General features: G+C 36.7%; 13 protein-coding genes. 4 read left to right on the forward strand and 9 right to left on the reverse strand.

What is annotated here, in order from left to right; all coding sequences use genetic code 11:
* Window positions 1–228 precede the first annotated feature (228 nt).
* Complete coding sequence (locus tag FTU54_RS09455) at window positions 229–1,290, forward strand: ArsO family NAD(P)H-dependent flavin-containing monooxygenase (RefSeq protein WP_180046665.1); 1,062 nt, start codon at window positions 229–231, stop codon at window positions 1,288–1,290.
* A 385-nt stretch (window positions 1,291–1,675) separates the two neighbouring features.
* Here the strand turns inward: FTU54_RS09455 and FTU54_RS09460 are convergent, their stop codons facing one another.
* The 3 genes from FTU54_RS09460 to FTU54_RS09470 form a co-directional block, all read right to left on the reverse strand.
* Window positions 1,676–1,969 (reverse strand): type II toxin-antitoxin system RelE/ParE family toxin, encoded by a 294-nt coding sequence (locus tag FTU54_RS09460; RefSeq protein WP_000221358.1) that lies wholly within the window; start codon window positions 1,967–1,969, stop codon window positions 1,676–1,678.
* Window positions 1,959–2,204: a type II toxin-antitoxin system RelB/DinJ family antitoxin gene (locus FTU54_RS09465; protein ID WP_000246756.1), complete on the reverse strand. Its 246-nt coding sequence runs from the start codon at window positions 2,202–2,204 to the stop codon at window positions 1,959–1,961. The genes FTU54_RS09460 and FTU54_RS09465 overlap by 11 nt, the downstream gene beginning before the upstream one ends.
* Before the next feature lie 77 nt (window positions 2,205–2,281).
* Window positions 2,282–3,259, reverse strand: a complete 978-nt coding sequence (locus tag FTU54_RS09470) for a GlxA family transcriptional regulator (protein ID WP_180046663.1) — start codon at window positions 3,257–3,259, stop codon at window positions 2,282–2,284.
* Between the two features lie 132 nt (window positions 3,260–3,391).
* On the opposite strand from FTU54_RS09470, the gene FTU54_RS09475 reads away from it, so the two are divergent.
* Together FTU54_RS09475 and FTU54_RS09480 are read left to right on the forward strand one after the other, a co-directional pair.
* Window positions 3,392–4,276, forward strand: coding sequence for an MBL fold metallo-hydrolase (locus FTU54_RS09475; protein WP_180046661.1), 885 nt, complete (start codon window positions 3,392–3,394; stop codon window positions 4,274–4,276).
* An 83-nt stretch (window positions 4,277–4,359) separates the two neighbouring features.
* Window positions 4,360–4,902, forward strand: coding sequence for a cysteine hydrolase family protein (locus FTU54_RS09480; protein ID WP_004981626.1), 543 nt, complete (start codon window positions 4,360–4,362; stop codon window positions 4,900–4,902).
* A 469-nt stretch (window positions 4,903–5,371) separates the two neighbouring features.
* On the opposite strand, the gene FTU54_RS09485 is transcribed toward FTU54_RS09480, so the two are convergent.
* From FTU54_RS09485 to FTU54_RS09505, 5 genes are all read right to left on the reverse strand, one after another.
* A complete protein-coding gene (locus tag FTU54_RS09485; protein WP_180046659.1) occupies window positions 5,372–8,329 on the reverse strand; it encodes a site-specific integrase in 2,958 nt (985 codons plus the stop codon).
* Entirely contained in the window at window positions 8,326–10,506 is a 2,181-nt protein-coding gene (locus tag FTU54_RS09490; RefSeq protein ID WP_163169901.1) for a hypothetical protein, read from the reverse strand. The genes FTU54_RS09485 and FTU54_RS09490 overlap by 4 nt, the downstream gene beginning before the upstream one ends.
* On the reverse strand, window positions 10,503–11,000 hold the full coding sequence (locus tag FTU54_RS09495; protein WP_163170502.1) for a hypothetical protein: 498 nt from the start codon (window positions 10,998–11,000) through the stop codon (window positions 10,503–10,505). The genes FTU54_RS09490 and FTU54_RS09495 overlap by 4 nt, the downstream gene beginning before the upstream one ends.
* Window positions 11,001–11,388: 388 nt before the next feature.
* Window positions 11,389–11,709, reverse strand: coding sequence for a type II toxin-antitoxin system PemK/MazF family toxin (locus tag FTU54_RS09500; protein WP_071850377.1), 321 nt, complete (start codon window positions 11,707–11,709; stop codon window positions 11,389–11,391).
* Window positions 11,709–11,990 carry a type II toxin-antitoxin system RelB/DinJ family antitoxin gene (locus tag FTU54_RS09505; protein ID WP_071850378.1) on the reverse strand — a complete coding sequence of 94 codons (282 nt, stop codon included), beginning with the start codon at window positions 11,988–11,990 and terminating at the stop codon, window positions 11,709–11,711. The genes FTU54_RS09500 and FTU54_RS09505 overlap by 1 nt, the downstream gene beginning before the upstream one ends.
* Window positions 11,991–12,111: 121 nt before the next feature.
* Between FTU54_RS09505 and FTU54_RS09510 the strand changes: the two genes are divergently transcribed.
* The gene (locus tag FTU54_RS09510) at window positions 12,112–12,375 is read left to right on the forward strand and encodes a hypothetical protein (RefSeq protein ID WP_168406779.1); all 264 of its coding nucleotides are present in this window, start codon (window positions 12,112–12,114) and stop codon (window positions 12,373–12,375) included.
* 69 nt (window positions 12,376–12,444) lie between these two features.
* On the opposite strand, the gene FTU54_RS09515 is transcribed toward FTU54_RS09510, so the two are convergent.
* A complete protein-coding gene (locus FTU54_RS09515; protein WP_168419270.1) occupies window positions 12,445–12,759 on the reverse strand; it encodes a hypothetical protein in 315 nt (104 codons plus the stop codon).
* Window positions 12,760–12,837: the final 78 nt, after the last annotated feature.

Consider the following 12,837-nt stretch of genomic DNA (forward strand, 5'->3'; position numbering starts at 1 on the left):
TGTTCAAATGGCGATTCAGCGTTTAATTGGTTTTGGGAAAAAAGAAGAGTTTAAGGAAATTTTGGCAATTTTAAGAAAGCAGAATCCTGATAGGATAAGGGTTCTGTGAAATTTGTCGTGTACAGAGGAAAAAAACAAGTAAATTGAGTTATTGAAATTTAAGTTTAAAAACCAGTTGCTCCGGCAACTGGTTTTTTATATTAAAGAAAAATGAAAGGGGAAAGGGCTTTGAATCATAAACAGAATGAAACGGATGTGATCATTATCGGTGGTGGGCAGGCTGCTTTATCTACGGCTTATTTTTTAAAGCGAAAAAAAATACCATTCATTATTTTAGATGATCAAAATCAAGCAGGTGGAGCCTGGTTACATGCCTGGAATTCTTTGCGTCTATTTTCACCGAATAGCTGGAGTTCCTTACCAGGTTGGGTTATGCCGAATACAGAACAAACGTATCCGACCAAGAAAGAAGTTATTGAATACTTGCAGCAATATGAGCAGCGTTACCACTTTCCGATTATTCGTCCTATATATGTTGATCACGTCAAAAGCGAAGGAGAGGCATTGAGTGTGCATGCAGGTGAACAGTCATGGAAAGCCAAGGCTGTAGTCAGTGCAACGGGCACCTGGAGTCATCCTTATATCCCATCTTACCCGGGCCAAGAAAATTTTAAAGGGCTGAAATTACACTCCGCCCATTATCAAAATGCAGAACCGTTTAAAGATAAGCACGTCATGATTATCGGTGGTGGAAATTCCGGAGCACAAATTTTGGCTGAAGTTTCCCAAGTGGCAGATACTCTTTGGATCACGCCAACACCTCCTCAATTTTTAGCAGATGATGTTGATGGCCGTATACTGTTTTTACGTGCGACAGAGCGTTTAAAGGCACAATTAGAAGGCCGTACAATAGATCAGCCTGTTGGCGGTCTGGGGGATATTGTCATGATTGATTCAGTCAAAGATGCACGTGCACGAGGCGTTTTACATAGTGAGCGCCCGTTTTCGGCTTTTACAGAAAATGGCGTGATTTGGGAAGATGGATCTTTTCAACAGGTTGATGCAGTGATTTGGTGTACTGGATTTAAAGCGACTTTAGACCATTTAAAGCCACTTGGAATAGTAGAGGAAAATAATACGATACTGGTTGAAGGAACAAGATCAGTAAAACAACCCAACCTATGGTTAGTAGGATATGGTGAATGGACTGGACCTGGTTCAGCAACGCTGGTGGGTGTTTCAAGGACCGCGAGAACAACTGCTGAGGAAATTTCCGAATTTCTGGATTAAAATTTTGACCTATTTGTCTTGAGCAAGAAATAGCACAACAAATGGCAAATAAAACTCGTTATTTGGGTGCTATTTTTGTGGGCAAAATAAAAAGTTAAAAAATCAGTAGAAACCCGGCTTGGAAACAAGTCGGTTTTTTGGGTTTTCGCCACCGATTTTTTATAACATAACTTTTTGAAATATAACACTATTTATTTTGATGCGAAGTATGATTTTAATTTCCTGTTGGAAAGCCATGAAACATCCATTGTATGCCCCATAAAATAATTAGAATTAAAATTACGAAAAAGATAATTTCTAATTTTTTTCATTTTTAAAGTTCTACTAAAATTAACATAATACACCTTATACGAAGGCAAAAATGGGAGCTATAAGCTCCCCATTTTTAGTCTTTAATTCGCTTTTTAGCTTCGTCATAAACTATGCTATCAGCTCGTTTCCCGACTGTGATGAGCAAGATAACTACCTGATCATCTTTAACTTGATAGACAAGTCTGACACCAGCTTTTAATAATTTGATTTTATAGCAACCTGCAAGATCGCCTCTAAGCATATTCTTTGGAATATGTGGCTGCTCTATGACTTTGGCTAGTTTCTTTTTAAATTGATCTCGTATAGCAACAGGGAGTTTTTCCCATTCTGCTGTAAAGTCCTTGTGACGTAAAAGCTTATAAGTCATCTAATGTGACTTCCTCAAACATCTCTTTAGGATCATTAATGCGCTTACGGACAAGAGCTAATAATTCTTCATCTTCTTCCGAAAGCAAAGCTTTTTTGACAGGCAGTTTCCCAGTCGTAGCAACATACTCAAGAATACTAGTGAAGAAATCCGTAGGTGCAATACCTTGCTCTTTAAGGATTGAATAAGATTTTTCTTTAAGGGCTTCATCGACCCTGAAGTTAACAGTAGCCATCATATTTCCCAAGTATTTAATGTACTAGGAATAGTGTAATGCAAATTGCATTACAAGTCGACTTCGCATAACAGCCATTATGTTAAATGGGGCGGATTATTCTCATTACTGATCCCAAAAGCTTTTCTCCATGCCTGAGGGCTGGTGCCATATTTTTCACGGAAATTCTTTCTAAATGACACAGTATTATTAAAACCTGAAAGCTCGGTTATCTTTTCGATAGACAAGTTTGTCGCTTCTAAAAGTTCACAACTTAATCTGATTCTTTCAGTATTCAGCCAATCGACTAAGGTCATACCTGTCGCTTTCTTAAAGTGCCGTGTGAACGTCCTGCGTGTCATATGTGTCCGTTCAGCGAGGCTTTCAATATTATGTTGTAAGGCTAAATTCTTTCTTAAAAAATCAAGTAATAGGTTAATTTGTGCATCTTGGCTCGATTCTGCGACTGGCTGTTCAATAAACTGAGTTTGCCCACCTTCACGGTGAGGCGGGATCACCATTACTCTAGCAACTTTATTCGCAATTCGTGCATTATAGATTTCACGTACCAAGTACAAGCAGCAGTCTAACGCTGCGCCTGTTCCAGCAGAGGTTACGATCCTTTGGTCTTCTACATACAGGGCGTCATTATCAAGTTGAACCTGTGGAAATCGTTCACTAAAATCCTGTTCAGCCATCCAGTGCGTAGCTGCTTTTTTATGGTCAAGCAGCCCTGCATATGCCAATGCATAAGTTCCGTAGCATAACCCTACAATTCTAATTCCAGCTTGATATGCACAATTTAGGGCATCGATAAGTACTTTTTCAGGTTTGTGATTAAAATCATCCCATCCAGGAATAATAATAAGATCCAATTGTTTAATAAGTTCGATCCCCCCATCAGGGATAATCATCATAGACTGTTCTGTTTTTACGGGTTGACCATCTATAGAAAAAATTCTCAGATCAAATAAGCGTTTATCTTCAATCTTGATATTGAAAATGATATGGGGGATAGAGAAGTGAAATGGATTTATATTGGGATATACGAACAATCCAATCACTGGTATAGCCATTCAATCTACCTCTCTAAAATAATAAATATAGCATGTTGTCCCAATAGTTTCGATGATTGTCCTTAAGGACAATTTTATTGCTTAATTTTTCCTATCATGATTCGAGTATGACTAAATGATTGGATCTGGAACATGAATAAAATTTTAAGTAGCTCTGTTATTGCACTCTCTCTGGCAATGGCTTCAGTCCATTTATATGCGAATGATAAGGTGGTTCAGCGAGATACTTCTAAAGTTACGCATATACAAGAAATTCGCAATGCAACGATTAAAGTAACCTATGCTGATACGACTTTTTTAATTGACCCAATGTTTGCTAAAAAAGGATTCTATGAAGGTTTTCCTGATACTCATCGTAGCTATTTACGGAACCCATTAGTCGATTTGCCTATCAAGCCCGAAACGATTTTAGAAGGTGTAGATGCGGTAATCGTGACCCATACCCATCTAGATCATTGGGATGATGCAGCACAAGCGACTATTCCGAAAAACATGCCGTTGTTTGTACAGAATAAAGAAGACCAGAAAATCATTCAGTCACAAGGCTTCAAAGATGTTCGTGTATTAACTCAAGCGACCTTTGAAGGGATTAAGCTCACTAAAACTGGTGGTCAACACGGTACTGATGCCATGTACCGTATTCCTAAGCTTAAAGCTGGATTAGGTGAAGCAATGGGTGTGGTATTTGAAGCTGCTGGCCATGAAACTGTTTATGTGGCAGGAGATACCATCTGGCGTTCTGAAGTTGATCAAGCGATTCAAACATTTAAACCTGATGTGATTGTCTTGAATACAGGTAACGCCTTGGTTGATGGCTTTAAAGAATCCATTATTATGGGCAAAGAAGATACTTATCATGCAACTCAGAAAGCACCAAATGCTAAAGTGGTTGCTGTTCACATGGATGCAATTAACCACATGTCGGTAACACGTGCTGAGCTTGCAGATTACGTAAAGGACAAAGGAATCCAAAATAAGGTTTTAATTCCTATCGATGGTGAAACGCTTTCTTTCTAAAGTGACTTAAAGAAGTGGAAGCATTCCACTTCTTTAAAACATAAGTAGAACAAAACAAATATTAGTTAAGTAAAGGAATAGGTATGTCAAAATCAGCTTTATTAGTTATCGACTTACAAAATGAATATCTACCTACAGGTAAATTACCATTGGTAAATATTGAACAAGCTGCTGCTAATGCAGTGAAAGTAATTACGAAAGCACGTCAAGACGGTACTCAAGTGATTCATGTCCAGCATATTGCGAATGCTGAATCACCTATATTTCAACCTGACTCAATTGGTATTGAATTTCAGGACACAGTTAAGCCACAAGCAGATGAAACTGTGGTCATTAAAAATCACATCAACGCGTTCTTAAATACGAATCTCAAAGAAATTTTAGATAGCAATCACGTGACTGAGCTAGTCGTGATTGGTGCTATGAGCCATATGTGTGTTGATGCTGCTGTTCGTGCTGCTTCTGACTTTGGTTATAAGGTAAGGGTTATTCATGATGCTTGTGCAACGCTAGACCTAGAATTTAATGGCGTTAAAGTACCTGCTGGTCATGTCCATGCAACATTAATGGCCGCTTTTGAATTTGCATATGCTCAAGTAATATCAACTGAAGATTATGTTAGCTAAAGACTAAGATTTCCTAAAATTAACATAATACGCGTTATACGAAATGCGTTATAATTCTCTTGAAAATTCAAAGCTGTAGTTCCTTTTTTGCCCAACCTCCCCAAGGTGGGCTTTTTTGTTGATTTTTATGTTCCACGATTAATATTTTTCCCATGTTTCACGATTTTGATTAGCTCCTCTGCTTAATCTATATTTAACTCCTTGCTTACTTTTTAAAGGAGGGAGAGGAATAGGAAAAAGTCTTCATTTAGTACCGGATGATATAAGTAACTGAATATATAGAGAATCCTAAAAATTACATTTGAGAATGGCTTTGTTGCACAAAGATTTCATAACTATATGATTTTAGAAGTTTTGATTATTTTTTGATCCAAAATTAAATTTATTTAAATCAGATGCTTACATATTTATGCAACAAAGCCCTATTTGATTATCGTTACTCAGAGTTCAAATTTTTATTACAAACAGCTTAAAGATGAGAAACTATCATTAGATACATCAGTAACTTAAATACCCCAAGTGCTTTTGCATCTTTACTTTTGAAGCAGAATTTAATTCGCCTTTCATTTTCATTCAGGCTGAAGTTTTCTGCCCGTAATGTTAAATCCTGTAATGTCTTTTTGAGCTCTGTCTTGCTCTGTTGAGATAGTTCTAAATGAAGATATTTTTTCGGAAATAAACTATGAATAAAAGAAAGAAGTTTCTTCAGTTGCCGTTTTTCATTCAGTTCAAAAATTAACTGGGCTGAATTGGGCTGAACTTTTTCAAGATAAATTGAGTAGATCGTATGAAGCTGTTTTTTGTATTTACTTTGTACATTTGCATAACGCTCCTGAACATGTTGAATGACCTTTTTTTCCTCCTGATTGGTCGGCAACATGGTGACTAATGCATCAGGAGTTTTCCTTAAAAAATCTGTGGTAAATAACCTCGATGATTTTTTTTGGTTTACACAGGAGGTTTTCAAATGCAGAGCTCTGGCACGTAATTTTTGCGCGATTTGCAAAGGAATAGCTTCAGGTAACAAAAGGTCTTGTTCTTTTTCTACTGCAAGAATGTGATGCAATAGTTCAAAAGTCATCTCTGAGTCATGAGCTCCTAGCATCAGTGAATCAGGTGATTTCTGTTGCCCTGGTTGATATTGATGATCATGTTGCCTGTAACGGTCTTTAGTGAGTTGATCAAATAAAAACTGTTTGATCGCCCGTTGCTGAACAGGATATTTAATAGCATCATCATGTTTTAGAATATTAAAATAGGCTTCTTTAGGAAGCGGGCTGTGCATTTGATTCAGCTGGTAGCTAATTGCTAGATGCATTAAATGCAGATAGCTAGAACAGGTAGTTTCAGGTGTCAGGTGCCCGGCAAAATGAGAAAGCGCATACCAGGTTTGCTGAGTATTTCTGTTTCGCAGCAATGCATAACGGATACGTAATTGCTCATGTGGGCTATAGTCAGTAAATGCATCTGCAAGTGTTGAGTTTTTTAAAATCAGGTAAAGATGATTAAATGCAGAATGACGCAGACTATGGTAAGTAAAATTGTGCTCTCCAAAAGCTGGCTGGATCAATTGTTTCAATAGAGCATTGACTTCATTTTCATGAGTTTCTTCTAGCGACTGTTTTAAAAATAGCGGTTGTGTAACTGATTTCCCTTGTTCTTTTAGCAGGCGTTTTCTATTCTGACTATATGTTTTAAATGCATGTAATTCTTCTGCTTTAAGTAGATGATGCAGAGGAATCTTGCGGTAAGCTGAGTAGCTTTTTTGATTTTTATTGCGATTGTTGCGAATGGTGAGTATCACAGCATCTTCACTAATAAATAGATCACGTACGAAGATATTCAATGTTTCATTGATCCGTAGTCCGGCTCTGAAACCCAGAATAAAAATCAGTTTAAACATATTTTTATCCTGAACTGAAATACCTTGAGTATTTTCGAGTTGCTCTAGCATATGGTGAAAAATATGGGGCGAGATCAATGCGGTTCTGCAGATTTTTACCTGGATTAAATTATCTAGATCGATAGTGGGTGCGTTAAAAAATAAGGTCTGTTTGTGATGAAACTCCTGTAGACGTTTTTGTAAAGTCTCTCTAGTTGTTTCTTTCTTTAATAAAAGCATTTCTCCATACATATCTTCAAAATCGGCATTTGAAAATGATGAAATGTCTTTGTTTTGCGTTGCCTGCAGCCAATGGACTGCAAACTGTGAAAACATGGTCTTCAGAGAACTTTGCTTGACCGGCTGAAAATCTGCACGTATAAGCTTGCGCTTAAATCGTTGCTGCTGCTGAATAATATGATTGAGAAGGTCCAGTTGAGGTTCCGTTAATTTTGAGCGTAGAATGCTCCACAGCAGCAAACGTTCCAAGGCTGGAGATTGTTTTTTAGCATATAATTCTATGAGTTGATCGCTATAGTTTTTTGCACGAATAGCTTGACGTATTTCTACTAAAATATCGACTTCATCTAACGTAATAGTGACCGTAGGCTTTTTCTGAAGTTTTTCACAAATATTCTGAACTGTATGGGTAGGCGTGGGTTCAGACTGAATAAAATAGGCTGCTAATTGTTTTTCGAGAGGGCTGGAACTGTAAATTTCATTTTTTAGGATACAAATGGACATTTGATCCAGTCCGCTGTTTTTCAGGAACTGTGTATAGTAAAAACCGTATTTTAACAGGTCTTTACAACGTACCTTTTCCTCAGGGAAGCATTCAATAATACAAGCGTTAATCAGATGTTCTGCATCTTCAATATCCGAAAATAAATCAAACTTTTGATGTTTAAGTCTGTAAATCCAGCATTTCACAATGTCGTGTAGCACAAACGTTTTTGTATAGCTGACTGAAAAATCAGGGTCATTTATACGCTGATTACCGAAATTCCGGTTCGGGATTTCGAGTGTTACCATATGATTTAGGTTTAAAAAACTTTGAAATTTCTTTGTTTTTAAAATGATTTTTAAAAAAAATTGCAATTCGGCATGGTTATAAATGCCATTAAATAATATTGAACTGATCAAACAAAAGCCGAGGGATTGAGTCGGACTGAAGTCATTTCGTTTTGTCCAGTAAGCAATCATATTTTGGGCAAATTGAGTAACTTTTTTACCATGTTTTAAGGTTTCAATATTTTGTAGTGGCAGAGACCTTTCGTACCTTACGGGAGCGGCAGGCACTGGATAGTACTGATTCGATGAAAGATTAAAGCGCTTGATATATTTAGCAAATTCTATACGTGCCATCTGATAGCTACGGATGTTTGACTTACAGTATTCTAAAAGCTGATTATCAACTTGACGACAAATTTCCGAATAGTTCTCAGGCGTCAGTTCTATACATTTCTCACTAAACAAGTTCAGAAGAAATGCTTTGTTTTTTCTATGCTTTTTTATTCTTTTGAGGGAGTGTGGGTGTTTACTCATTCAATCAGGAATCCGTTAAATGTAGACATACTTTTAAGCTTTAAGAGTCCGACCAGCTTGTCTTGCGCTGCTCGAATGTGATCGTAATCGATTGCCTGAAAACCCGAATAGCGGTCAAAAAGTTCCTGCATGGGCCCATCGTGACCAAAGATGCCATTCAGCATATCTTCATCGCAGTGCTGTGCAAAAAAATAGCGAGCGAAATGGCGAGTCCAATTACGTTGCAAACCTATTTCTGGACTGTTCTTTTCAATATCGGCAAGTTCTAAATTTCGGATATATCCCTCAGGCCCAAAACCTAATAGGAAAGGGCGCTTACCATCAAAAATTTCTTGAATTAGTTCTGTTTTAACTTGGCTAGCACAAGCCTTCATAAGGTGCTGAAATTGTTTTAAGTAATTTAGATAAGACTGTATTTCATCTCGAAGAAAATTATTAAATGGCAGGTAGCGCCCAATGGTACCCGAATAACGTTGCTCTTTATCTGCAACAGCCACCAAACGGTTGTCGAGATCAAGATAATCGAGATTCGGGGGAAAGGCTTCATTTGGTCGGGCAGATGTCATAATCATGCAAACGTACCATAGCCAAATTGAATAATATTTCAGTGTTTTGAAAGGGTTAGGGTTACCCCGAACTTGCTGGTCAAGCTGTTTGAAAAAGGATTTAACCAGAGGCAGGTCTGGCGTTTGCTGACTACCAAAAGTAACAGGGGACTTAAATTCTTCGATATAACTAGTGTCGAGCTGCGGGCAAACCAGATAAAGTGTTTGGCTATAAATATCGAGGATATCAACAATTTTCATTGAATAGTAATGGCCTGGGGTGTAGTTATTAACGTTTTCTCCGCTAAGTAATTTACTTTCCAATTCATATCCGAGTTCATTCAACGTGATATCGCTGATTAAACGAGGAAGGTTTCGAGCTGTTAAATGAAAAGTAAGGCCGTCACTGATTCTACGTAAATATTCTTGTACATCGGAAGCAATATCAGCTTTATCCCACTTTTTTAGTTGAAAAATCTGATCAAAATAAACTTTGGGTAATGGGATTGTAAAAGAGTTTCCCTGATTCATCATATATTCTTTTAATAAAGCATCTTTAAACTTGGAGCTATCAAAGCTTTGCCGAAAATAGAAATTTTCAGGACTAAAAGTAATTTCTTTTCTTTTTGAACTCAGACGGAAATGTTTCCGAAATACTAATAGCTCTTCATAATGCGTCAAACTGAGTACTGAAAATAAAAGCAAGGCATGAATTGGAGAGGTCTTTGCCTGTTCAAACAAAATTCGCATAATATGCTGTGCGGTAGGCAAATCAAAGACACGAGGATTTGACTTGCTCATTAACTGATTCTTGTTTTGATGCAGAACTTTGTTCTTGAGATTATTGACCTGAGCTGTAATAGAGTATTGCTCAAGTGGATTAAATTCAAAATTATGATCTTCAACTTTTTCTATAGTTTTATCTTCGCGCGGTTGTTTGGCCGTACCTTGTTCAAAATGAGTCTGATGCGTTTGTTCATCATCGAGAGATATTCTTGATGTCTTTTGAACATCAGTTTGAGGAGGTTCTTTGGAGCCCGAACTGCTTTGGCGATTTCGTTTTAAACGTTCAGACTGAGTAAAGACATATTGATAGATCACACGCAGATTTGCCAGCTGGCTAATTCGTTCTTCATCTAAATTTGGTATTGAGCGATTAATTAGCTCTTTATTTTCTGTTTCAGCTTCTTTTAGAAGTTTAACTAGCTCTTCTAATTCCATTGGAAGAGTAGGTAAGAAATTGTAAAGCCAATAATATTTCTGTTTTGTGCTAGCTAAACGAAAACGCCTACAAAGATTAACTATGGTAGCTGAATGTCCTTTGCTGTTAAGTGATTCAATACATTGAGTATTGAAAATAGCCCATTTCAGCGCGTTTGATTGATATGCTGATGGAGTGTTGATGACTGCAATAAGGTAATGAACCAGAGGATACTCGCTGACTTTTTTATCAGTCAGGCTTTGAGCTATAAAAGTATTAAGTTTAGTAATTTCATATTGTTGAATGAGGTCGTTGAGCTTGATTGAGTTCTGATAATTTTCCAGCTTTGCTTCTGCCAATACTTGGTAGAAGTTTCGAAACGGCTCAAGCTTTAATTCTTGAGTATCTTCTAAATAACTATATCCATTCATGATGAAATTCCCACCAGAATTTTTTCTAATGAAATTGGACCTGCATAATCTGAAAAAGAACTTACCGGGCTTTGGGATTTGGATAGTCCTGATAATTCTCGCAGTTGGTTGATAGTTAAAATTTTATGACCGAAAACTTCTTGAAGATGGTCAGGTCGGTATTGTTCATTCAGCCAGTATGCAATGATATCTAAGCCCTGAATTGAGTGATGCAAACCAGAACTGAGTAAGCTTCTTACTTCATTTAGAGCCTGAATGATGGATTCATATGAATTATTTTTCTCGTAAGCTTTAAACTTAAATTGAGTTTTATTCTTATTGTAATAATAAGCATAGATCCAGCTGAAATGGCTACTAAAAAAATAGTGATCGGGTTTATCCGTAGGAATAAGGGGAATGTCTATTTTCTGTGAAAAAGCTAAATTCAAATGATAGTCTTGCTTTTTTTTATTCAGTTGGAAAAATAAAGCGATCCAGATTTGATAGGCATGCATACAGTTTGGATAACACATTAATTGCAGGTTTTTTGCAGACACGCGGTAATTTGGTGTGTTTTTCTTCTTTCCAGACATACAATGATGCTTTCCCATATGTGCTAAACAGCTAAAATTAAAACAATATATTCATATTTTTTTAAGTAGGGGAGCAATGGCTGAATATGCCGTATATTGTGTTGTAAAATTATAAAAACCCTATATATAGTATTTTTGATCTTTTTTTAATGGTAATTAAAACCAAACAGGAATCAATTTTTGATAAGTATATAGACAAATTTAACTTGATTGCATATTCCTATCTTAATGGATACTAAATATAACAAATAGATGAACAGCTATTTTAATCTAACTTGGACATATATTATTCGGCTAGTTGAATAAACAGTTATTGCTCTTTAAGATGATTAATTAATCGTTCATAGTCATTTTTAGAAAGTTTACCAATGTAAGTTAATTTTGTCTTATCAATTGGCAACTGATATGTTTGTACGGTATCAATCCATGATTTTTTACTTAGTCCAACCGATTTCCAATCGGTAATTTCAATATATTTACTTTTAATAAAGTCAGATTTATTGTCATATTGACTACTTAAACGGAATACGATGTAGTCTTTTTTTGTTTGTCGAATATATAAAACAGGGCGAGTTTTACCATCTGCTATGTCTGTAAAACCAACGTAAGCCCAATACAAATCCTGAGCCATTAGTATCCACCATCATCATTTAAAAACTCTTGAGCAGATTTTATATTGGATACTTTTACACTCGGAATATTATGGCTAAGTGCTATGAGTTGTGCCGTATTAAAATCATCATCACTTACTTGATTGCTCACAGGAATTCGACCTGTTTTGGCAATTTCAGCCATAACCATACTAAAAACAGATGCAGGGGTTAGCCCAACTTTTTTGATGACGTACTCTGCTGATTCTGAGATTGCCTCATCCACAGTATATTGAACTCTTTTTTTAATTAGCGTAGACATTTAACACCTCTCAATCTTATTAATGCCATTTTACGGCACAAAATGGTATAAAACAAGTAAATAAGAATTGGTGTCCAAGTAGCTGTTAATTCTGCAACTTGATTGATAAAAGGAGCCGCATATGGAAATTAAACAACTGAAACAGGTAGAAGTCGTTACAGATGTTGTATGTGATGTATGCAACCAATCAACGAAACTGAAATTTGGAACTTTATCCGCACATTGGGGGTATGGTTCCAAGCATGACGGGGAAAGATATGAATTGCAGTTATGTGAGAAATGTTTTTTTTATGCACTTGCGACATTAAAAAAAGAGCGAGCAGATGAGTTTATGTTTGATGAAAATTTTGACCCTTCAACCCTAGATGGGTTTGGGTTGAGGTGAACCTATCATCGCGATAGGTTCTAAGAATCCAGAAAATACTGATTCAGATCCACGCCAGCAGCTTCATTTTTAATGGCGAGTAAGGGATTCAGGAAAAATATTTTTCTTTGCTTCGAGGTCACTGAGTTCGGAAAATGCTTGAATACCGCCTGCGGCTTTAATTTCATCTAAAGCGACAGATAGAGCTTCCTGATCTGACGGGAATGTTTCATCCCATACCGTAGAAGTACCACTTTGACTCACTACTTCCAGTGTCCAATCACTGTCAGGCAGTCGATAAATGAGAATTTCGACCTGCTGATTATGTTCCTGTAAAACTTGAGATAAGGGAGAGTCGATTAAATCATTTTCATCATAATCGTGAGTATGGTGATTGTCTGACATCAGAGGCAACCTTTATTGTACTTAACATCCATCCATAGTAATGAATGAATCAGATTTTGCCTAGCAGGAGGAATATTA

This window comes from Acinetobacter sp. YH12116, from assembly GCF_013418895.1.
Taxonomy (GTDB): domain Bacteria; phylum Pseudomonadota; class Gammaproteobacteria; order Pseudomonadales; family Moraxellaceae; genus Acinetobacter; species Acinetobacter indicus.